This is a genomic window from Brevibacillus sp. SIMBA_040 (assembly GCF_046535075.1).
In the GTDB taxonomy this organism is placed as follows: Bacteria; Bacillota; Bacilli; order Brevibacillales; family Brevibacillaceae; genus Brevibacillus.
This window is the reverse complement of the sequence record NZ_JAWRXI010000007.1, coordinates 299,662-320,338: the sequence shown is the minus strand read 5'-3', so window position 1 is coordinate 320,338 and position 20,677 is coordinate 299,662. Positions and strand designations below refer to the sequence as shown.

Below are 20,677 nucleotides of genomic sequence, written 5' to 3'. Positions count from 1 at the left end.
CACTCCTCTTTTTCTCTGTAATATCTGACTTTACGTATACGCATTATCTTATCACAACACACCCGTTTGTGGGAAAGTGGTATACTACCTCTTATTGTTGGAAACGGAGGAATGGCACTTGGATATTTCTGCATGGCGTTTTGGCTTAGGAACTACTAATGGAGCTAAGCGTTTAGCTGTACAAATGGCGACGGGAGTAGAACCGATCTGCTTATCGGTGCCATCAGGTATCTCAGATCAGCCAATGAGCGAGGACGAAACCATTACGGGTGCCATTAATCGGGCGAGGGCAGTACTTGCCGCGCTGCCCGAAGCACAAATCGGACTCGGTCTGGAAGGCGGTCTTATGTATGATGATCGCTTCACTTCGCAATGGTATCTCATCTCTGTCTGTGCAGCCTGGAATGGGAAGCAGCTTTTTTTGGGAAAAGGCTTGTCCTTTCCAATCCCCAACCTCGCTGCCGAGCGTATCAAGCAAGAAAAAATAGAGCTCCATACCATTATTGACGAATGGGGAAAAACGACAAACAGCAACCATCGTGGCGGGGCCTATGGATTATTTACTGACGATCGCGTCCGTCGTGCGGATGTTTTTCGAGATGCAGTGATTGCAGCGATTACCCCATTTCACTCGCCTTTTTATTAAGGATACAGCCAAAAACCTCTCCAGGTACGATGACCGGAGAGGTTTTTGAGGAGTAGTGCCTAACGGGCTGTGTAGTACGGGTAGATAACCAAGGCGCCCAAGATGGCGATAGCCCCAATGATCATCGCCCACGCCCCAAGCGCTCGCGAGTTGCGGCGATACGCAAGGAAGCCCAGCACCATCCCGATGGGAGCAATCACGTACGGCATGAGGAACAGAGAGAGGATCGATAATCCAAGACCTGTCATCCCAATACCGCTTGCCCCATTTTCCCGGCTGTCGTCATCTCCGACATCACGTGAGGCTCGGCGCACCGGAATCGGTTCAGCGATTTCCGCAGCCGTTTCTACATCGTCGTCTCTAACAGATGGAGGGTCACCATGCTCCTCCCTCGCCAGAACAACTCCGTCCAAACGCTCCGAAAAGTCTGTCCTCTCCCTCTCCCTGTCTGAGTCGCCAAAGTAACGCTCAGTATGGGTATACGGATCATATGCAATACGCTTTTGGTCCCTTGCTTCGTGTCGATCGAACTCAGCTTGGGTCCACGTATCTGCAGCAAATTCCGTATCGTGCATGTCGAGAGTTTCCGAAAAGCCGGTATCTTCCTTCCGCTTCGCATTCATACGTTCTTTGTGGTCCGCCATGGCATGCTCAGCCCCTTGTCCAAAGGATTTGTGGTGAAGGAAGTAGCCTTATTGTCTGCGAAAGGTGTACAATTTAATCGGGAGGCGAGAGAATGAAAACAGAGAAAGTCCTAACCTTTGGCATCGATATTGACGGTACGGTGACTTCACCCAGCAGTATTGTGCCTTTGATGAATGAATGCTTTGGAAAAGATTTACGATATGAAGACTGTTACGAGTACAATCTGGCTAATGTGTACAACATTACAGATGCTGAGTTTGAGGATTGGCTCGATCAATTCGGACACCGCTTGTATGATGAATCGCCCGTACACGGAAATGCTGACCACATCCTTCGCGAATGGCATGCAGAACATAAGCTCGTTTATATCAGCGCGCGAGATGCCAGACATCTCGATGTGACGATAAATTGGTTTTCCCGTTACCAAATCCCTTTCCATGAAGTAGATCTGGTCGGGTCACACGATAAGCTGGCTGCCGCACGCAAATGGCAAGTCGATCTCTTCTTGGAGGATCGTCTGGAGAATGCTCTGCAGCTATCAGAAGCATTGCAAATTCCTGTCCTTCTCTTCGATACACCTTATAACCAAGGTCCGCTTCCGGATCTCGTCCATCGCGTAACCTCCTGGGAAGAAGCACAGGGGAAGGTAAATCAGCTGTTTTTAGCAAAGACAATCCTCTAGGACATGTTGGCAACGAAAACAAAAAGACGTATCTGTCAAAGATACGTCTTTTTGAGCCATCGGCTGCTACTTCTTTTCTTTCGGTTTAAATGTGTGACAACAGGTCTGGGAAGAGGATTTCGCTTGATCTTGGTGCTGACTTGCGTATTCGAATTCACCAGCAAACTCTTCTTTGAATTTCGCATTCGCGTGCGCGTCAATTTCCACCATGATCATATCAGCGTTACAGTCGTTACCTTCTCCCCAGTACGCACAGTTTGCAACACTGCACTTTACTTGTGGCATGTTATTTCACCCCCTAGGGGCTATCCTTCACAACAAGCCTTACGCTTATACTTGGAATCAGCGAGGAAATTGACCTTGTCAGACCCTCGATCTGTTATTTCATCCCACTAGAAAGAGGTTGATTTCTGTCATGTCATCCTCACGAGTCATCGTCATCACAGGTGCTTCCGGCGGTCTCGGAAGGGCACTGACCCAGCTCCATCTGAAAAAAGGAGATCTGGTCATTGCTACCAGCCGCAGTGAGCATACCCTCGAAGCCTTCGCAAAGCAGCTTTCTCACCCGGACAACCTTTGCATTTATCCACTAGATGTCTCAAGCAATGAAGCTGTACGCCAATTTGCTGCTTGGGTTCACGTCCGTTTTGGTAAGTGCGACCTTCTTTACAACAACGCTGGGACTGCTGTATTCGAATCCCTTGTCCAGATGCGGTTGGAAGAGCTGGAGGAAACCCTCTTGACGAATATCGCTGGAGTCATGTACACCACGCGTGCTTTTTTGCCGATGATGCTGCAAGAAAATCGTGGTCATATTATTAATATTGCCTCATTGGCAGGTCAAGTTGCTACTGCCAAGGCTGCTGTTTATGCTGCCAGTAAAGCTGCTGTCATTCGTTTTAGCGAGGGACTTCGTCATGAGCTGGCTGACACTGGGGTACATGTCACCTGCGCTTTGCCCGGTCCCATCGACACTCCTTTTTTAGAGCGTGCTGATAAAACAGGAGCTTATCGCAGTAAAGTCAATAGCTATCTCCTGTCTCCTGAACAAACTGCCACACTCATATACAAGGCCGTAGAAAGGAAACGCCCGGAAGTAGCGATGCCTTTTCGTCTGCATGCCCTCTCTTTTCTATATAGCTTGTTACCGTACAAGGTGAAGCAATTAGTCGCCCCGCTCATCAACCGCAAGTGACGGCCCGGCGTCTAAATGCCGAAGTGCTCCAAAAGCAATCCCCCCGAAAATGATGCAAATCAGTGCCCCCGCCCCAAACAGACCCTGTACGCCCAATACGGGAATAAACAGCCCGGAAACGGCTGCCCCGAGAGGCATCCCTGTCCCCGTAATCGTTCTGATGCTGGTCATTACCCGTCCCAGCAAGGCATCCGGAACTTGTTTTTGCAGGTAGCTCCTGTACAAGATGTTGTAAGGAGAGAAGCAAAATCCGGCTAACGCCATTGCGACCATCGAGACCTCCAGTCGTGCAAAAAGAGCAAGCGGCAATGTCGTCAATCCCCATGCCACAATGATTCCTGCCAATGTGGCTCCGAGCGGAATTTTCCAGTTTATCGTGGAAAAAAACAAGGAACCTAAGAGCGCCCCAATCGCCAATGATGACCAAAGCATTCCCAAGGCAACCGATCCTCCCTGTAAATCCTGATTCGCATACAAGGGAAGAGCCACCTCAATCGGTCCATAGGACATGTTAAACAGAAAAGTAAACAGGATTAGAGCAACCATCTGTTTTTGCCCAAACACATAGCGATAGCCTGTGCGCATATCAGCCAGCAGCGAACGCAAGAACGGTCCGATGTTCCCTGTAGGAGCCGCCGCAGGACTTGCGCTTTGCGTCAATTGTTTCGGCAGTCGCGAGAAACAGATTGCACATACAAAGAAGCTAACTGCGTCAATCAAGAGGACATAAGCCTCTCCAATCAAGCTGATCAATACACCCGCCAGTGCAGGTCCAAACATGTAGACAATTTGCCACTGGCTTTCCATGACTCCATTTGCCTTGACCAAATGCTTTTTATCTGGCACCAATCTCGGCAATAGCGTCTGGGCACCGGCTGAGCTAAGTGGTGAAAGCAAGCCAGCAATCACGATCAGTACATACACCACGAAAAGCGGTACCTGATCTACCTGAAGCAGTGCAACCAGCGCAATAAAAATAAGTCCGCGTGCCACGTTGTCTACCATAATCAGTTTGCGTCGATCATATCGATCAAGCAAAACCCCAGCCAGCAAGCCTGCCAGCACCGAGGGCAGCATGTAGGCAAGAATAACTCCGCCCATCGCGACGGATGAGCCTGTCTTTTTCATAATAAACCAGGTCAAACCCATCCAGCCAAACTGGTCACCCAGACCAGATAAGAACATGCCCAGCCAATACCAGCGAAAAGAATGCTGTCGCCATAGCTCCTTCATCTGTCATCTTCCTTTTCTTTCCTTCGTTTGTTCCTTATTGTAGCTTTTATTTTATACTTTTTCAATAATTATATTTATTAAATAAAAAAGACTGCCTCGCGAAAAAAATAACCCTTTGCCAAAGTTAGCAAAGGGCTTTGTCACTCAATGTCAAGTCAGTATACATCTGCTTCTGTTTTTTCCAGTCTCCGGCGACTCCATAGCCAGACCATTCCGGCTAGGACACCAAAAACACCCAGCCAGACGGATACAGTGGCACTCCCTACCTTTTCTGCTCCATAGCCCAATATGAGACAGCTCACTGAAAAGCTGCCCATGGTAGCCATTTCTCTGATCGAAAAGACGCGGGCTAAATACGAGGGATCCGCTAATTTTTGAAGCTTGGTCACGGACAAAATCGAGGAACCAAACGATGCAAAGGAACAGAACAAGATGGCGACAGCAAGGCCCAGGATCGGCTTGATATGAAATACAGCTACAATCGAACAGCCCATTGCCACAAGCGCCCAGCCTTGTACTGCTGTCACGCCTTTTTCGCCCAAGCGATAGGAGCTGCGGTTAACGAGTATTCCCGCCATCACCCCTCCTAGTCCAAGCGGTATGTCCAGCAAACCAAATACGTACAGGCCTTCTCCTCGCTCGGTCAGCACATAAAACATCAGCATGATGTAATAAGCCCCGCATACCCTCTCTGCCATCTGGTACATGATGACGCGTCCAATCTCTTTTTGCTTGCTAATATAGCGAAAACCTTCCTGAAGCCTATCCAAATAACCCGCGGTCGTCTTGGTGACAGAAGCATTGGCGATTTGGGGAAGCCGCAGCAAGATGAATAGAGACGCTAAATAGCATCCTGCATCGAGCAAAAAATTGTAACGATAGGAAAACAAATAAACCAGGATAGCTGCCACACCTTGGCAGACAATAATCAAAAAGGATGTGGTTCCTTGCAAAAGCGAGTTGGCAGCGAGGCGATCCTTTTCTTCTACTGAACTGACAATGGCTACCTGCATAGCCGGTTGAAAAAAAGCGCTACATATATTGACCAAAATCAACAATAAAAAAGCTACCCATAAATACGTAACAGAGGTAATGAAGAAAAACAGACTGACCAGAATCCCGCGAAGCAAATTTACGATAATCATTACACGGCGCTTATCCCAATTTTCTACGAGCGCACCAGCAAAAAAACTGGTCAAAACATACGGCAGCATCCGAAAAACGGTTCCAGCTGCAAAGGACAGACCTGAGCCGCTCAAATCATTAAGGAGTCCCACTACAGCGATAAACGTAAACTCATTCCCAATGATGTGTATGATATGTGCCGTATACAAACGGCGAAAGATTGGATGTTGTAGCAATGACATGATTAAGCATCCTTTCACCGTTTTCTCGTATTGTAACACTTGTCAAAAAATAGTGGCAAATTGATCTTGTCAAATGGAATGTTTTATTGATACAATACGTTCAAATAAAATTGAACGTCTAAAAATAACGGACAGTTCTATCCAACTGAAACGAGGGTGATTACTTGAAACGATATCTGGTCGTGGAAACATTGGATCAACTAAAAGCCGTAAGCGATTCATTACGCATGCAAATCATCACCATGCTGGTAAAAGAAGAATACACGGGGAAGCAATTAGCTACCCATCTCTCTTTGTCAGCCTCCAAAGTCCATTATCATCTGAAAGAATTGGAGAACCACGGGTTTGTTCATGTCGTGCGTACGGAAGAGAAAAACGGGATCGTGCAAAAGTTTTACAGAGCCGTAGCCTATGATTTTAAAGTAAGTGATGATCTTCTCCCCTCCCTGCGAGAGGATACGATGCTTTTGCAGGAGTCTATGCTAAATCATCTGCGCTCTAGCATTACGCGCTTGTACAATGCCCCGGATGAATCATTCATGCAGTTCTCAGATGCCGAGGACCGTCCGCCAGCCCTTGCCATGAACTCAGAAGTGAAGGCTCCCCGCCATGAAATCAGGGAGTGGTTATCCAAATATCATGCGTTGCTAGACGAACTCGGTGAAATAGAAGATCGCTATTTACAGCGGATTGCTGCTGGGGAAGCCGAGGATACGGAAGAAAACTTTTATATGGTTGCTGTTGGATTCATGACCAATGAGCGCTTCTATGTCGCTGATGATGAATCACTTCCTGACCACTATGAAACGCTGCCTTCTGATTTCAAGCATCTGTCCAGCAAGATTGTCGTCAAAAAGAAAAAGGAGGATCAAGATGACCAGTCAAGCAGTGAATAAAACGCTCTGGCGCAACAGCTCGTTCGCCCTGCTCTGGTGCGGAACGATTCTCTCTGCAATGGCAGACGGTGCCTTTTTTATCCTGCTGTCCTGGTTTATCGTTGATATGACAGGCTCGGAAGCGATGCTTGGCACGACTCTGATCTGCATGTCCATTCCTCGCCTGCTCTTCATGCTGGCTGGGGGAGTGGCTGCGGACCGTTGGAATCGGAAATGGATCATGTTTTTATCCATCCTGGCACGGGGAATCATCCTCGCCGGCTTCAGCCTGATGTTGATGAATGAAAATAACAGCTTCCTGCCCATTTCCGCTTATGTATTGGCTGTACTTTTTGGTACGGTAGACGCCTTTTTTTGGCCCGCCCGCAGCTCCATTCTGCCTTCTCTCGTTACACGCGAACAGCTCGCCCCAGCAAACAGCTTGATGGAAATCTCCCAGCAAATCAGCATGGTTGGCGGTCCAGTCGTCTCCGCCCTGCTGATCAAGACAACCACGTATCCGGTCATGTTCCTGACTCTCGGAGTTGCCTTTTTCGTAGGCACCTTGTTTATCCTTTCTCTTCGATTGAAGCCGAGTGAACAGGAGAGCATGGAACGTGAACCTGCTGCTGCGAAAACCTCTTACTTGAAAGATATCATGGGGGGAATCCGCTTTACTTTTTCTGTTCCGATCCTTTGTATTATTTTTGTGACCTCTCTTTTCACCAACATGATGTTTTCTGGTCCCATTAACATGGGCATACCGCTTCATGTCAAGGATCTCGGGTGGGATGGCAGCTCTTATAGCTCACTTAGCATGTCTCTTGGCATCGGTACCATTGTTGGGGGTATTTTGACTGGATTATGGAAAGGGTTCCGTGGAAAATTCATCCTCCTTCCCGTTATTCTCGGTTTCATGGGTGTCGGTATGAGCTCCCTATTCTTCATGCAGCAGCTTACTTTTGGCTTGATCTCCATGTTCTTGATTGGAATGACGCTTACGATGACGAATATTCCATTAATTACGTATATCCAAACGATCGTCCCCGCCAATGTTCTTGGACGTGTCATGTCATTGCTTTCTCTCATGTCCATCGGATTTGGCCCGGTTAGCTACGCTCTCTGCTCTTATTTACTTAATGCAAAAATGGCAACCCCGGGACTTCTACTCTTTAGTGGAGGAATCATTTTTACCTGCATTGGACTTAGCCTTTTGTTCATTCCAGCTTTTCGGAAAATGGAACAGCATCCCGATTGGAAACGAACTACCGTTGAAACACCCGGAGCCAGTACGTCCCTTTCCTCCTAAAACAAGAACGCACACCTTGCAAGCAGGTTGGTTGCTTGTAGGTGCGCGTTTTCGTATTTATACGGTCGCCTGTTCTTTATTGACTGGTGATTTGATCAATTGACGTCCTCCAACGAACAACCTGATACTGGCTCCCGTCTCATCTCGAAAGAATCGAACAAACGAATCATTCTCTCCCCGTTTCCAAACAAAGCTGTCTTCTCCGACAGGTCTTAGCAGAACGCCCGTACCCAAAAGCTTCAAAACCAAACCATTTTCCTGAATCTCAACGGTTACATTCGCCCCTTCCGAAGAGCGATAAAAACCGACTAGGGACGAAAGCACCTCAGTTGACACTTCATAATCAGGATAAACAAACGGTGGAGTATTAGCAGGCTTTCCGTTAATCTCGTTCAGCAAGCCATGCATCAAATCTGCCGCAGGGCCTCCATCGACATTCATGAGAACGGCTCCCGTCAAATTGCGCTCGGGGAGGAAAAACAATTGGGCACTGACACCTTTTACAGCTCCACCATGTTCAATCAGCGTTCCACCATGGCAGTCACTTGCAATCATAAGCCCATATCCATATCCTTGATGGGGATTCATCTGAATATGAGAGAGGGTTATTTGTCTCACACTTTCTTCGGTCAGAATTCGTTTCTCTCCTACCAACCCTCCTGTGCGGAAAATCTCGGTAAACCGCAGCAAATCATGAATGGTTGATTTCAGCTTGCCTCCAGCACGCATAGTTGGTGCATCCCACCAATTTGGAGATCGGTAAACCTCACCGCCATCCGTCGCACTTTTGCGGGTAAACAAAGTCGCGACTTGTGTATCCTGAGGCAGGTCCTCGAGGAGAAAAGCACTCCGCGTCATCCCGGCAGGGTCCAAAATATTCTCTTTCACGAACTGCTCATACGAAATATCGCTCACACGCTCGATGATAACCCCAAGCAGTGCGAAGCTGTCGTTAGAATAGCTGAACTGTGTGCCTGGAGGACCAAGCAGCTCGTAATCAAGCCCTGAAATGTAGGCGACAAACTGATCTTTTGTATCAATCGCTTCCATCTTTTCTAAATCAAATTCTAAACCAGAGCTGAAGGTACCACTGTGTGGGTCGTTTTCCATACTTCTTTTCATTGCACCCATTAACGTGTCAAATGCAGGGAAGCCTGCAGTGTGCGTCATCAGATGATGAATTGTTATTTCCCGAGTGTGTGCTTCACTTGGGGTACGTAGTTCCGGAATATACTTGATGACTGGATCATGAACGGAGAGCTTACCTGTTTCTTGAAGCTGCATGATCGCGACACATGTAAACACCTTGGTTACCGAACCAATCCCAAATACGGTATCCGCAGTAACGGCCTGGGCATCATCCGTGTTATCTGTGAGACCAAACCCTTGAAAATAGCTCAGTTCTCCATTCTCTGCCAGTCCCACGGATGCTCCTATGATCTTTCCCTTTTCAAGCAGCTGCTTTGCATACTCTTCAAATGATTGGACCCATTTTGCCACGTTCCTTCTCCCCTTCACTCATTATCTATGTCTGACGGAAGGCTGTTACGAAACCTCTTGCTCTACGGTCTGAAAGTCGCTGAACGAATGGCGTATTTGCCTACTGCATTTGTATTTACCGTGTAGCCGATCCCAGGACTTTCGGGAACAGCCAGCTGTCCAGGAGCAACAAGCTCAACTCCAGGTTCTACGATGTCTTCCTCCCAATAACGACTGGAGGCAGCGGTATCTCCCGGAATGGTGAAATTAGGCAACGCGGTAATTGCGATGTTATGCGCACGTCCCACACCTGATTCGATCATCCCGCCGCACCATACAGGAATGCCCTGTGCCTGGCAGTAATCGTGAATTCGCTTGGATTCGGTCAATCCACCTACACGACCAACTTTTATATTGATAATTCCGCAGCTACCCAATTCTATCGCTTTTCGCGCATCTTCCACGTTGTGGATGCTCTCATCCAGACAAATCGGCGTGCGCAGCTCTTTTTGCAGCTTGGCATGATCGATGATGTCATCATGAGCCAGTGGCTGTTCAATCATGATCAGATTGTACTGATCCAATTCTTTCATCACGTCCAAGTGCTTCATCGTGTAAGCAGAGTTGGCATCGGCCATCAGTGGTACATCATCTCCGAAGCTTTCTCGAATCGCGCGGACAACATCTACATCGAAGCCTGGCTTGATTTTTACTTTAATTTTTTTATAGCCCTCGCCGAGATGGCGTTCTACTTTTTCAAGAACTTGTTTTACAGTTGGTTCAATTCCGATACTGATTCCTACATCGATGATCGATTTTTCACCACCGAGTGCTTTTGCCAGGGAGATTCCTTTTTGCTTGCTATATAGATCCCATACAGCACCTTCCAAAGCTGCCTTCGCCATATGATTGCGACGGATTGGCGCGAAAAGACGGTCAACATCCTCTGGTGCCTCGATTGGCGTGCTCAGAAGCTGCGGAATGAGATGCCGCTCCATCATGTGCCAGACAGTCTCTGTCGTTTCTTCATTATAGTAAGGATTCGGCATCGCTACGCTTTCTGCGTATCCAACCTCACCCTCACTATGCACACTGACAAGGATAAAGTCCTTAATACTCGTGCTACCAAAACTGGTCTCAAATCGGAAACGAAGTGGCATGTTCAGTTGCTGTAATTCAATTCGCTCTATTTTCAATGATTTTCATCCCTTCTAGGCCATACAGGTGGCACGATACGTAGTGGTTTGCATTGACAGGTGTGGCAACCGGTCTAACTTGTTTACACATCTCGACTGCATGCGGACAACGCGTGTGAAAAGCGCAGCCAGCAGGGGGCTTTGCCGGATTTGGAACATCACCAGTAAGAACGATTCGCTCCTTCTTTCGCAGCGGATTGGCTTTTGGTACAGCAGACATCAATGCCTGCGTATATGGATGCATCGGTCTGGCAAACAAATCTTTTTTGTCCGCGATCTCGACGATTCGGCCCAAATACATGACGGCAATTCGGTCGCTAATATGACGAACGACTCCTAAATCATGTGAAATGAACAAATATCCTAATCCGAGACGTTGCTGCAAATCTTGCAAAAGGTTGACAATCTGGGCTTGGATGGAAACATCAAGCGCAGAGACAGGCTCGTCGGCAACGATCAGCGAAGGCTGGACGGCTAGTGCACGGGCGATCCCGATCCGCTGACGTTGCCCACCACTGAATTCATGTGGGTAACGGCTAGCGAATTGGGAATTCAATCCCACCAAGTTCAGCAATTCCTCTACCTGCTCCAGGCGCTCTTTGGCTGAAAGGTTGGGTAACCGAACCCCGATTGCTTCCTCTAACGCTTTTTGCACGGTCATTCTTGGGTTCAACGATGCATACGGGTCTTGAAACACGATCTGCATCTGCTTGCGCAACGGTCGAAACTGGGAAGGTGATAACTTGGAAATCTCCTGACCTTCAAAATGGATGGTGCCGCCTGTTGGCTCAATCAGACGCATGATGCTTCGTCCTGTCGTCGATTTACCGCAGCCGCTCTCCCCTACCAAGCCAAGTGTTTCTCCCTTTCTCACCTCGAAGGAGACTCCGTCAACTGCCTTCACGACATCATTGCTTTTACCAAGCAGTCCTTTGTTGACCGTAAAATACGTTTTCAGGTCGTTTACTTTTAACAGCTCGCTCATACCGCCATCTCCTTGTTCTCGTACAACCAGCAACGGACAGCTTGTGAGCCTGTTGCCAGCAGTGGCGGTTTTTCATTGTGACAGCGCTCTTGGGCATGTGGGCAGCGAAAGCGAAACGCGCAGCCTTGGGTCACTTCTCCCAGCAGCGGCACACTTCCCTCGATCGGCTCCAGTCTCACACGCTCCTCCTCGTCCTCCATATCCGGTACACAACGCAGCAGTCCTGCCGTATACGGATGCAGTGGATTAGCAAACAGACTTGTGACATCTGCTTCCTCGACGATTTCACCGTAGTACATCACAAGCACACGGTCAGCCATCTCAGCCACGACACCCAAATCATGCGTGATTAAGAGGAGAGAGGTACTGCCACTTTCCTTCAGGTCGTTCATCAGCTCCAGGATTTGGGCCTGAATCGTTACGTCTAAAGCGGTCGTCGGCTCATCTGCAATCAACAAATCAGGATTACAGGCCATCGCCATCGCGATCATGACTCTTTGCTTCATCCCACCGGACAATTGGTGCGGATATTCGCGCATGATGCTCTCCGGCCTGGGCACGCCTACTTTTTTAAGCATTTCGATCGCTTTTGCCTGTCGTTCCTTTTTGGACAAATCACTATGGAGTAAATACACTTCCTCTAATTGTTTACCGATTGTATGCACAGGGTTGAGCGAGGTCATCGGCTCTTGAAAGATCATCGCGATCTCATTTCCCCGGATCGCTCGGATCGCTTTTTTATCCAGCTGATTTAGCTTGGTATCGCGAAAAGTGATGCTTCCTTCCATATTGGTCATCGCCTTCGACAAGAGGCCCATGATCGCCAGTGAAGTCACGCTTTTGCCGCAGCCGGATTCCCCTACCAGTGCGACCGTCTCCCCTTTTCGTATGTGAAAGGAGATGTTCTGCAGGGCAGGAAGCGTTCCTTTTTCTGTCTGAAACTGCACGCGCAAATCTTTTACCGCAAGCAATACATCCTGCATCGGTGGGTTGCCCTCCCTTCCTCCATTACCTTGTTTTTGGATCGAGCGCATCGCGCAATCCGTCCCCTAACAGATTAAAGCCAAGGACCACTAGCATAATGGTCATACCTGGAAAGATCGACATCCACCAAGCTTGACTCAAAAAAGACTTGCCGACAAAAACCATCGCTCCCCACTCCGGCATCGGCGGCTGAGCACCCAAGCCAAGAAAGCTCAGTGCTGCTGCTGCCAAAATACTCACACCAAACTGAATGGTGGAAAGCACGATGATCGGAGAAAGAATATTCGGTAAAATATGCTTCAGCAAGATTTTCCAGTCCCGAATGCCCAACGCTCTGACCGCCTCGATGTATTCCTTTTCACGGATGGAAAGAACCGCCGAACGAACGATCCTGACATACGAAGGAATAACGGCGATAACGACGGCGATCATGGCATTGGTCAGCCCAGGCCCCAGAACAGCAATGACGGCAATGGCGAGCAAGAGTGCTGGCAAAGACATGAGAATATCCATTCCTTGCATGATAAACATGTCAACCCGGCGATAGTATCCGGCAACGATCCCCAGCGTGACCCCGATGACTGTAGAAAGCACCACCGTGATCAAGCCCATCATCAAAGAAATACGTCCGCCGTGTAGCAATCGTGAGAAAATATCACGTCCAAAATCATCAGTACCTAGTAAATTCGTAGCACTCGGGGGGGCTAATCTGTTATCGAAATTCATTTGGTCGACGGGGTGAGGAGCGATCCATGGAGCGAGTAAGGATGCTACGATAAAAATCAGGAGAATGACGGCCCCACCCATCGCTGTTTTATTGCGGCCCAATCGTTTACCAATGATTTTCCAATACGACTCAGGACGAATTTTGTTGTTCACCATAGTCTGCCTCCTCTCCTTAGTCGTAATGGATACGCGGATCAATCAGACTGTAGATTAAATCCACGACCAGATTCGTTGTTGCAAAAATCACTGCCATGAAAAATACCATTCCTTGCACAGTTGGCATGTCTCGCTTGCCTATGGATTCAATCGCCAAACTGCCTATTCCCTGCAAGGAGAAGACTGTTTCTACTACGACTGCCCCTGCCATAAGCGAACCAAATTGCAAGCCCAGCATCGTAACGACAGGAATAATGGCATTTGGCAAGCCGTGGCTGAAAACCATTCGGATCATGGCTGCTCCTTTGGCCTCCGCCGTGCGCATGTAGTCCTGCTTAATGACCTCAAGCATGCTGGAGCGTGTCATCCGGGCAATCATTCCGGCTTCTGCCATTCCTAGCGTGATCGCAGGAAGCAGCAAAGAATGTAACCCCTCATAGCCTGAGATCGGAAATAAAGCCAGCTTATAAGCAAAGACCCAAATCAGGAACAGCGCAATCCAGAAGCCTGGTGCAGAAATCCCTACAAGGGACGAGAGAACAACCAGACGATCCACAAACGTATTTTGCTTGACTGCCGCAATCGTACCTAGCAAAATCCCGAAAATTGCCGCAATAATGACACTAAAAATAGCGAGCTGCAACGTTATTGGAAAGCGCTGTGTAATTTGCTCCCACACACTTTGACCAGTAAACAGGGAGGTACCCAGATCGCCTACCAAAAGTCTTCCTAAAAAGTGCATATATTGCTGCCACAATGGCTGGTCCAGCCCAAGCGTCGCACGCATTTGGCTGACTGCCTCCGGAGTGGCAAACTGCCCGAGAATCGTAGTAACTGGATCTCCTGGGATTAGATGCACCATGAGGAAGATGAGGACGGATACCCCTAGTAGTGTTCCTACTAGGGACAGCAGCCTCTTTAGTACGTATCGACGCATGCCATCCACCTCTTCGTTGTCTATTTATCAATCGTGATGTCGCTCAGGATCATTCCTTGGGTATACGGGTTCATTATCATCCCTTTGATCCCTCTTGTAGCCGTAACCGTTTCATTTACCCACAGTGGTACCCATGGCATTTCCTTGACCAGTATTTCCTGGGCTTCCTCGTAAATTTTGAGACGCTCCTCATCATTCATTGCTGAACGCCCTTTGTTCAAGAGTTCATCCAATTCGGGGCGGGTAAAGTACATCCGGTTAGCAGAGTTGCTCTTTTCGAACAGGAGATAAAGAATATCGGCATCATACCAGCCAAAGTACATCAAGGCCATATCATACGACTTTTTCTGGATGCGATCTTTGATAGTTGCCATTTCCTGGACCGTAATTTTCAAATGAATTCCAGCTTCTTTCAGTTGGCTCTGTAAAATCTGAACCGCACGCTGGTACGCTGGTTCCGGAGAAACAAGGATTTCGACAGTGAGTGGTTTGCCATCCTTATCCACAAGTCCATCGCCATTGGTGTCTGTCCAGCCTGCCTCTGCCATCAGCTGACGAGCTTGATTCAAATCACGGGTATACAATTGCTTTGCCTCGTTCTCAATCTTCTCACTATAACCCCAAATGGTTGAAGGAAGTGGTCCGTAAACGGGCTTTCCAAAACCGTTTAGCGCTACCTGTACCAATGGATCACGATCGACAGAGAGTGCAATTGCTTTGCGAAGACGAACGTCTGAGAAAAGCGGGTGCTGGTTATTAAAAGCGATGTATTTATGCCCGATATCCATCGTCTTATTAATTTCGACCCCTGGCAGCGACTGCAATTCCGCGACTGAATTCGCAGGGACGTCATTGAGGATATGAATCGTGCCTTTCTTGAATTCCATCATCCGTGTATCGTCGTCTTTCAAGAAACGGAACATGACATTGTCCACATGGATTGGTCCTTTGTTCTGTGCGTACTCCGGTCCCCAGTTGTAATCAGGATTTTTCTTATAGGTCACGGAAGCCCCACGCTCACGCTTCTCAAATATAACTGGACCTGTTCCAGATGGATTTTCGCCAAAGCCATCTCCCAGCTCCTTGGCTTTCTTCGCGTCGACCGGAGAAATCATGCCGCTAACGACTACACTGAGAAAAGGAGCAAACGGACTGCTGAAATAAACTTTAAAGGTAAGCTCGTCAGTCGCCTCTACCTTTTCAACCGGACCGACGATGCTCTTCACCGGAGAAACCTCCAGCAAGCGATCAAAGGATTGCTTGACTGCCTCTCCTGTTACCGGTTCACCCGAGTGGAAGCGCAGTCCCTTACGCAGGGTAAATGTCCAAACCTTTCCGTCTTCGGAAACCTCGTACTTTTCAGCCAAACCTGGGCTGATTTTTCCTTCCAGATCACGCGTGATCAGTGGCTCATATATAATTGAGTTTGCGGAAGTTACCCATGTTGACTTATGCAAATCCAGCGTATCAGGATCAACCAGAGCCGAAATCACCAAGGTGTTTCCACCCTTCGGTGCCTCCGTACCTGTTTGCCCTGGATTGGTAGATGATTGTGAAGAACATCCGGCTGCTACAACGGCTGTAGCCAGTAGCACGCTAAGCGACCCTTTCTTCCACCACTGTTTTTTCATTTCTCTTTCTCCCCCTTTTTCTGGCACAACTCAATTGTCTGTAGAATCTACGAACGGATAAATTTGGAGGCTTGCATCCTCGTACTCCTTTATCCGCTTCTGTATCTGTTCTCCATCTGCCTGAACGACGCCGCTGACCAGTATGTTGAGCATGGCGAAAATCGAAGCCATGCCTTTGATCGCAATCGGTGACGGGGCGTAAACCTTCAGCACCTGATCAGCGATCGGACCGAGCGGGGAAAGCTCATCATCGGTAATTCCCAAAATCGTAGCTCCTTTATCCTTGGCAGCTTGAGCGAAAAGAATCGTTTCGCTGATATAGCGGGGGAAGGAGAAGGCGATGACGAGCCAATCCTTGTCGATTTGCTTGATCAGATGGTTGACATCGTCGATTGGACCGTTGTAGAGACGTGCGTTTCCTCTGATGACATTCAGGTTAAAAGAAAGCCAATGAGCGGATGAATAAGAGCTTCGAAATCCGACGACGATGATTTGCTTGGCTGCCAAAATGCTGGCAACCGCCTGTTGAAGCTGTTCTTCTCGCAGCTCCCCCAAGGTCTGCCTGATATAAGCTACATCCTGTTCCATGCTAAAGGTAATCAAATCAGTGCGACCTCGTATTTCCTCAGCGGCGTTCAGGAAGCTCTTGAATGCCTTGTCCTGGGGAACTCTTTCCAAAAGAGAGCTGCGTATTTCATTTTGCAATTCGCTATACCCGGAATAGGATAGTGCGTACGATAGCCGAATAATGGTGGTTTCACTCGTTCCGCTGAGTGCCCCTACTACTTTTGCGGGATGAAGAGCCACTTCCTTTGGTTCGGCGAGAATGTATTTTGCGGCCAGCTTTTGCTGATTGGTTAGATCGGGAAAAATCTTGCGAATGCGTTCTTGTACAGTTTCCATGTGAGCTCTACTTTCTTGTGAGAATTTGATTGAATGGATCAGTTACAGGATCAAGTGGATAAATCGGTCTTTCGACTCGCTTGTATTGAAAGAAGCGGAAGTTGAGTGTAGTCAATCCAGGTGAGTCCACCGTGATGACCTTGGCACTAATCGGCTCATAGGCAGCGCGGAAATGGGTACTGGATTTTAGAGCAACAATCTTGTACTTGGTGACATCGATCCCGTGAAGCTGGAAGATTTGCTCGTCGAGAACCTGAGACTTCACGGAGCAAACGACTACATCGATTCCGTCGATTTGCAAGCGAACCGATTTTCCATAGTTCACTCGCCCGCCTTGTCCCATTGGAGTTGTCGCGATGAATTTTCCGTCTGTCAAGCATTTAACGTAAGCGTTTACAGAAATTGGTTCTCCATGCAAATGGTCCGTTTTTCCTCCGAGCTGAACCGAGATAGTAGCTCCCACTCCAGCCTGATGCGCTTGCTGCACTACCTCTGGATCGTAGATGAAGCCGAAGCACGCATTAGTCAGCTTGGCATCGAGCATGGCTTGCAGCAAATACGTTCCGTCTCCTGGTGTTCCTCCTCCAGGGTTGTCGGAGGTCTCATTGATGACGATCGGCATTCCTTCCGATTCCAAAGCGAGTGCAATCCCCTCTGCAGGAGTCGGCTTAATCAGCTCAAATTCGTCCCGTTTTTCCCAAACTAGCCTAGCGATATCTTCGCTCACTTTTTTTGCCAGGTCACGATCATTATCCGTAATCGCCAGAATGGATACGCCAAGCTCCGGGATGTCCGTATACGGGAACCCATGGATCAGAGCGCAATCGATAATGCCTGCTTCCTTTTCCCATGCCCAGCAAGCATCGTTGATATCTTTGACAGGATAATGATGGGTTGCTGATGTAGGAATGACGAGCGGTAGTCTGGTCAAATGCATGGTGGGCCTGCAATTTTCCTCAACCATTTTGCGTGCGAGGTCAATCGCCTCAATGCCTCGCTCATAGCTGTCTACATGCGGATAAAGATGGACGCTGAGGAGTGCGTCTGCTTCGCTTACCATGCGCTGTGTCATATTGGCATGCAGATCAAGCGTTGCGATCAGCGGGATTTCGTAGCCGACTTGTGCGCGAATGGCAGCCAAGAGGTCTCCCTCCAGATCATCTACCTCTTGCGCTACTCCAGCTCCGTGGAGCGAAAGACAGATTGCATCGGCCTGCCCTGCTTCTTGAATCGCGTCGAGGAGCTCTTTCTTCATCACAGCATACGCCTCTTTTGTAATCGTGCCTGATGGATAGCCAAACGTCCAAAACGTAGGCAAAAGCTCAATTCCTAATTCCTCTGCTCGATCGATCATCCCACCGAGGTAATCTCTGACTTTCCTATGGTTTCCGAGTATCTTTTCTTTATGAGACCATTCCCAGCTCTGAAACAATTCAAGCGTAGATGGTACATTGGAAAACGTGTTCGTTTCATGCGCCAAACCACCGATCATGACTCTCATCTCGTTATCCCCTCATCCCTACTTTGAAGTATAAACTTTAAATTTCGAATTTTATGAAGTCTACACCTTTGTGGACATTATATAGGCTAGTGAATCGATGTTCAACTGCTAATTCGTGAACGTTTTTTAATTTTTCTGAACTTATTTACTAAAAAATATAAAAACAGCTAACGTGGATACAGCATGGAAGAGCAATTGCTTTTTCATGAAAAATGTTACTTGTTAAATCAAGAAAAAAACCCTTCCTGTTCGAGGAAGGGCCCACGGTGTTGCTATGCTTTATTTGTTATGAGGTTTTCCATTTTGCCAGCTCGGATGGGAACTTTTCGTTTAGTACCTTGATATAGGTACCCTTCATGCCAAGTGAACGGGACTCCAGCACGCCAGCACTTGCCAGCTTGCGTAATGCGTTGACGATTACAGAGCGGGTAAGTCCGGCTTGATCTGCCAGTTGACTCGCAACAAGCAAGCCTTCGCGGGCATCGAGCTGCTCCATAATTTTTTCGATCGCAATCTGCTCACTGTAAGACAGCGAAGACAGCGCAATTTTGGCAAAGGTTTTGTCACGCACTTCGTTTTCGATTTGCTCCGTGCGTTGACGGACAATTTTCATTCCAATGACAGTCGCCCCGATTTCACCCAAGATCAAATCTTCTGTTTCAAATTGACCGTAAGCTCTCAGCAGCACAAGTGTTCCGAGACGGCTGCCTCCTGCATTGATCGGGACGATCGTCGTCATCATTTGTGGGAACAGGGAGCTGAGTTTTTTAGGAACGAGGCTATACGGGCTGCTGATTGGCTCGTTGGCTAATGTTTGCGTGACTTCGAGCAGTTTTTGATGCACACCTGCATGAAGCTGATTGGACGGACGTCCTTCGTCATTCAAGGCAATTTCCTGATTCATGCCACTTCCAAGAATGGAGCCATCCGCTGTGATGATATACACGTTGGCTGCAATCACATCGGACAAGAGCTTGGCGAGATCCTGATAGCCGACTCCGCTACCTCCCATCGTTTTTTGCAGCATCACATTAATTTTTCTCGTTTTTTCTAATAAATTCATCATAATTTCCTCCTTGGGATTCTTCATGGTCACAGTATTGTCAGAAAAATCCAGCCCTATACATGCAAATCTAAAAATTAGAAAGACACCTCATGAACAGTACATGCAGATAACTTTTTTGCACTTGTAAAATAGGTGGACGCCTGCACACAAATTGGACCGTCCGCGACTATCATGTAGGGAAATGTCCGAAAGACACGGGTTAGGAGGAGACAACATGGGTTTGTTTAACGGTGGAGGCTTCAACGGGATTGCACTGATCCTCGTATTGTTCGTGCTGCTGACAATTGTCGGTGTTGACGACTAACTTTTAGCAAACAGGACAAAGAAAGGCTGCCCGAGTATCTTTTCTCAGGCAGCCTTTCTGCGACATTATCGGATTTGCTTGCGAATGAGTTGTTCGATTGCATCAGCAATGACTGGTAGTGGCTTATTCAGATCAGCATCGTACAGCCGGAACCGAACAAAGCGTTCATCCAAATTAAACGCTTCCTCCAATCCGCCGAAGAAGCCACGTGCTCTTTTATCCAGCTCCAGCAAAACTTCCAATTCGCCTTCGCGCAAATAAAATACGGCTTCCAGCTCTTCCAGCTGTTTGCGGAATGGGCCAGTCGGACGGAATTCGAATTCTTGAACGAACGGATAGGTCCGGCCTAAATAACGATTATATTCACAATCTACTTTATATAGCTGAAACCCAAGTGATTGAATGGCATCGAGTACTTTCGCCATCAAAGGATGAGGACGTACCTCGATAAAATCAGAATCCCCTGGATCAATGGCATTTTTTATATCTAAACCGGTTCGAAGATAGACGGGCTGCCGTCCCATAGTCAGTGGAGTCTCATAAGGGAGCTGGAAAGCGAACGGAAGGACCTTGCTTTCTTTTGGCTGCAAGGAAATGCTTTCCGTTAAGCGGTATTTCACCAACGTGCACTCTTCCTTCGCCTTTTTATCGTTCACTTCACGCTCGTAATGAGTCACTACATACATGTAAATTTCGTCGATCTCCTGGGCCACGTCACCACCCGTGATGTGCACCTCTCCTTTTACCACATCTCCAGGGATAAGGGAATCCTGCTCCAGTCGCGCATCTACTTGCGACGATCCAATCCCTATGCTGGCCAACAACTTCTTGAACATCGACATCTACTCGCTTTCTCC

Annotated in this window: 21 protein-coding genes; 6 read left to right on the top strand and 15 right to left on the bottom strand. The window is 48.0% G+C overall.

Annotation, left to right across the window (positions count from 1 at the left end; all coding sequences use genetic code 11):
* Positions 1-118 precede the first annotated feature (118 nt).
* Complete coding sequence (locus tag SB752_RS14525) at positions 119-646, top strand: DUF84 family protein (RefSeq protein ID WP_103109429.1); 528 nt, start codon at positions 119-121, stop codon at positions 644-646.
* A gap of 59 nt (positions 647-705) precedes the next feature.
* On the opposite strand, the gene SB752_RS14520 is transcribed toward SB752_RS14525, so the two are convergent.
* The gene (locus tag SB752_RS14520) at positions 706-1,290 is read right to left on the bottom strand and encodes a DUF456 domain-containing protein (protein WP_410716326.1); all 585 of its coding nucleotides are present in this window, start codon (positions 1,288-1,290) and stop codon (positions 706-708) included.
* 92 nt (positions 1,291-1,382) lie between these two features.
* Between SB752_RS14520 and SB752_RS14515 the strand changes: the two genes are divergently transcribed.
* Positions 1,383-1,973: a hypothetical protein gene (locus SB752_RS14515; protein WP_410716325.1), complete on the top strand. Its 591-nt coding sequence runs from the start codon at positions 1,383-1,385 to the stop codon at positions 1,971-1,973.
* Between the two features lie 66 nt (positions 1,974-2,039).
* On the opposite strand, the gene SB752_RS14510 is transcribed toward SB752_RS14515, so the two are convergent.
* On the bottom strand, positions 2,040-2,258 hold the full coding sequence (locus SB752_RS14510; RefSeq protein WP_410716324.1) for a DUF1540 domain-containing protein: 219 nt from the start codon (positions 2,256-2,258) through the stop codon (positions 2,040-2,042).
* 130 nt (positions 2,259-2,388) lie between these two features.
* Here SB752_RS14510 and SB752_RS14505 point away from each other — a divergent pair, with 130 nt between their 5' ends.
* On the top strand, positions 2,389-3,168 hold the full coding sequence (locus SB752_RS14505; RefSeq protein ID WP_410716323.1) for an SDR family NAD(P)-dependent oxidoreductase: 780 nt from the start codon (positions 2,389-2,391) through the stop codon (positions 3,166-3,168).
* Here the strand turns inward: SB752_RS14505 and SB752_RS14500 are convergent.
* The gene (locus tag SB752_RS14500; RefSeq protein WP_410716322.1) at positions 3,139-4,401 is read right to left on the bottom strand and encodes an MFS transporter; all 1,263 of its coding nucleotides are present in this window, start codon (positions 4,399-4,401) and stop codon (positions 3,139-3,141) included. The genes SB752_RS14505 and SB752_RS14500 overlap by 30 nt on opposite strands.
* Positions 4,402-4,556: 155 nt before the next feature.
* The gene (locus tag SB752_RS14495) at positions 4,557-5,768 is read right to left on the bottom strand and encodes an MFS transporter (RefSeq protein WP_410716321.1); all 1,212 of its coding nucleotides are present in this window, start codon (positions 5,766-5,768) and stop codon (positions 4,557-4,559) included.
* Positions 5,769-5,932: 164 nt separating this feature from the next.
* Between SB752_RS14495 and SB752_RS14490 the strand changes: the two genes are divergently transcribed.
* Together SB752_RS14490 and SB752_RS14485 are read left to right on the top strand one after the other, a co-directional pair.
* Positions 5,933-6,664 (top strand): ArsR/SmtB family transcription factor, encoded by a 732-nt coding sequence (locus SB752_RS14490; protein WP_410716320.1) that lies wholly within the window; start codon positions 5,933-5,935, stop codon positions 6,662-6,664.
* Complete coding sequence (locus tag SB752_RS14485) at positions 6,636-7,952, top strand: MFS transporter (protein WP_410716348.1); 1,317 nt, start codon at positions 6,636-6,638, stop codon at positions 7,950-7,952. Before SB752_RS14490 ends, SB752_RS14485 begins: the two co-directional genes overlap by 29 nt.
* A gap of 57 nt (positions 7,953-8,009) precedes the next feature.
* On the opposite strand, the gene SB752_RS14480 is transcribed toward SB752_RS14485, so the two are convergent.
* The 10 genes from SB752_RS14480 to codY all read right to left on the bottom strand — a co-directional run bounded on the left by SB752_RS14480 (position 8,010) and on the right by codY (position 19,513).
* The gene (locus SB752_RS14480; protein ID WP_410716319.1) at positions 8,010-9,452 is read right to left on the bottom strand and encodes a serine hydrolase domain-containing protein; all 1,443 of its coding nucleotides are present in this window, start codon (positions 9,450-9,452) and stop codon (positions 8,010-8,012) included.
* A gap of 62 nt (positions 9,453-9,514) precedes the next feature.
* Positions 9,515-10,627, bottom strand: a complete 1,113-nt coding sequence (gene menC, locus SB752_RS14475; protein WP_410716318.1) for an o-succinylbenzoate synthase — start codon at positions 10,625-10,627, stop codon at positions 9,515-9,517.
* Positions 10,608-11,612, bottom strand: coding sequence for an ABC transporter ATP-binding protein (locus tag SB752_RS14470; RefSeq protein ID WP_410716317.1), 1,005 nt, complete (start codon positions 11,610-11,612; stop codon positions 10,608-10,610). The genes menC and SB752_RS14470 overlap by 20 nt, the downstream gene beginning before the upstream one ends.
* Entirely contained in the window at positions 11,609-12,595 is a 987-nt protein-coding gene (locus SB752_RS14465; RefSeq protein WP_410716316.1) for an ABC transporter ATP-binding protein, read from the bottom strand. Before SB752_RS14465 ends, SB752_RS14470 begins: the two co-directional genes overlap by 4 nt.
* 25 nt (positions 12,596-12,620) lie before the next feature.
* Positions 12,621-13,478 (bottom strand): ABC transporter permease, encoded by an 858-nt coding sequence (locus SB752_RS14460; RefSeq protein WP_410716315.1) that lies wholly within the window; start codon positions 13,476-13,478, stop codon positions 12,621-12,623.
* A 16-nt stretch (positions 13,479-13,494) separates the two neighbouring features.
* Positions 13,495-14,415 carry an ABC transporter permease gene (locus SB752_RS14455; RefSeq protein WP_410716314.1) on the bottom strand — a complete coding sequence of 307 codons (921 nt, stop codon included), beginning with the start codon at positions 14,413-14,415 and terminating at the stop codon, positions 13,495-13,497.
* Positions 14,416-14,435: 20 nt separating this feature from the next.
* A complete protein-coding gene (locus tag SB752_RS14450) occupies positions 14,436-16,046 on the bottom strand; it encodes an ABC transporter substrate-binding protein (RefSeq protein ID WP_410716313.1) in 1,611 nt (536 codons plus the stop codon).
* Between the two features lie 30 nt (positions 16,047-16,076).
* Positions 16,077-16,949, bottom strand: a complete 873-nt coding sequence (locus tag SB752_RS14445; RefSeq protein ID WP_410716312.1) for a MurR/RpiR family transcriptional regulator — start codon at positions 16,947-16,949, stop codon at positions 16,077-16,079.
* Between the two features lie 7 nt (positions 16,950-16,956).
* Positions 16,957-18,450, bottom strand: a complete 1,494-nt coding sequence (locus SB752_RS14440) for a M81 family metallopeptidase (protein WP_410716311.1) — start codon at positions 18,448-18,450, stop codon at positions 16,957-16,959.
* Between the two features lie 286 nt (positions 18,451-18,736).
* The gene (codY, locus tag SB752_RS14435; protein ID WP_410716347.1) at positions 18,737-19,513 is read right to left on the bottom strand and encodes a GTP-sensing pleiotropic transcriptional regulator CodY; all 777 of its coding nucleotides are present in this window, start codon (positions 19,511-19,513) and stop codon (positions 18,737-18,739) included.
* A 217-nt stretch (positions 19,514-19,730) separates the two neighbouring features.
* Between codY and SB752_RS14430 the strand changes: the two genes are divergently transcribed.
* Positions 19,731-19,820: a sporulation protein YjcZ gene (locus tag SB752_RS14430; RefSeq protein ID WP_164684939.1), complete on the top strand. Its 90-nt coding sequence runs from the start codon at positions 19,731-19,733 to the stop codon at positions 19,818-19,820.
* A gap of 65 nt (positions 19,821-19,885) precedes the next feature.
* Here the strand turns inward: SB752_RS14430 and SB752_RS14425 are convergent, their stop codons facing one another.
* Entirely contained in the window at positions 19,886-20,662 is a 777-nt protein-coding gene (locus SB752_RS14425) for a sporulation protein (protein ID WP_410716310.1), read from the bottom strand.
* Between the last annotated feature and the right edge of the window lie 15 nt (positions 20,663-20,677).

What these genes read in the sequence shown, in the direction of transcription:
- SB752_RS14505 (WP_410716323.1), top strand. Translation starts at nt 2,389, where the DNA reads ATGTCATCCTCACGAGTCATCGTCATCACAGGTGCTTCCGGCGGTCTC.
- codY (WP_410716347.1), bottom strand. Translation starts at nt 19,513, where the DNA reads ATGAATTTATTAGAAAAAACGAGAAAAATTAATGTGATGCTGCAAAAA.
- SB752_RS14450 (WP_410716313.1), bottom strand. Translation starts at nt 16,046, where the DNA reads ATGAAAAAACAGTGGTGGAAGAAAGGGTCGCTTAGCGTGCTACTGGCT.
- SB752_RS14510 (WP_410716324.1), bottom strand. Translation starts at nt 2,258, where the DNA reads ATGCCACAAGTAAAGTGCAGTGTTGCAAACTGTGCGTACTGGGGAGAA.
- SB752_RS14430 (WP_164684939.1), top strand. Translation starts at nt 19,731, where the DNA reads ATGGGTTTGTTTAACGGTGGAGGCTTCAACGGGATTGCACTGATCCTC.
- SB752_RS14425 (WP_410716310.1), bottom strand. Translation starts at nt 20,662, where the DNA reads ATGTCGATGTTCAAGAAGTTGTTGGCCAGCATAGGGATTGGATCGTCG.
- SB752_RS14495 (WP_410716321.1), bottom strand. Translation starts at nt 5,768, where the DNA reads ATGTCATTGCTACAACATCCAATCTTTCGCCGTTTGTATACGGCACAT.
- SB752_RS14515 (WP_410716325.1), top strand. Translation starts at nt 1,383, where the DNA reads ATGAAAACAGAGAAAGTCCTAACCTTTGGCATCGATATTGACGGTACG.
- SB752_RS14520 (WP_410716326.1), bottom strand. Translation starts at nt 1,290, where the DNA reads ATGGCGGACCACAAAGAACGTATGAATGCGAAGCGGAAGGAAGATACC.
- SB752_RS14465 (WP_410716316.1), bottom strand. Translation starts at nt 12,595, where the DNA reads ATGCAGGATGTATTGCTTGCGGTAAAAGATTTGCGCGTGCAGTTTCAG.
- SB752_RS14500 (WP_410716322.1), bottom strand. Translation starts at nt 4,401, where the DNA reads ATGAAGGAGCTATGGCGACAGCATTCTTTTCGCTGGTATTGGCTGGGC.
- SB752_RS14440 (WP_410716311.1), bottom strand. Translation starts at nt 18,450, where the DNA reads ATGAGAGTCATGATCGGTGGTTTGGCGCATGAAACGAACACGTTTTCC.
- SB752_RS14460 (WP_410716315.1), bottom strand. Translation starts at nt 13,478, where the DNA reads ATGGTGAACAACAAAATTCGTCCTGAGTCGTATTGGAAAATCATTGGT.
- SB752_RS14445 (WP_410716312.1), bottom strand. Translation starts at nt 16,949, where the DNA reads ATGGAAACTGTACAAGAACGCATTCGCAAGATTTTTCCCGATCTAACC.
- SB752_RS14455 (WP_410716314.1), bottom strand. Translation starts at nt 14,415, where the DNA reads ATGCGTCGATACGTACTAAAGAGGCTGCTGTCCCTAGTAGGAACACTA.
- SB752_RS14470 (WP_410716317.1), bottom strand. Translation starts at nt 11,612, where the DNA reads ATGAGCGAGCTGTTAAAAGTAAACGACCTGAAAACGTATTTTACGGTC.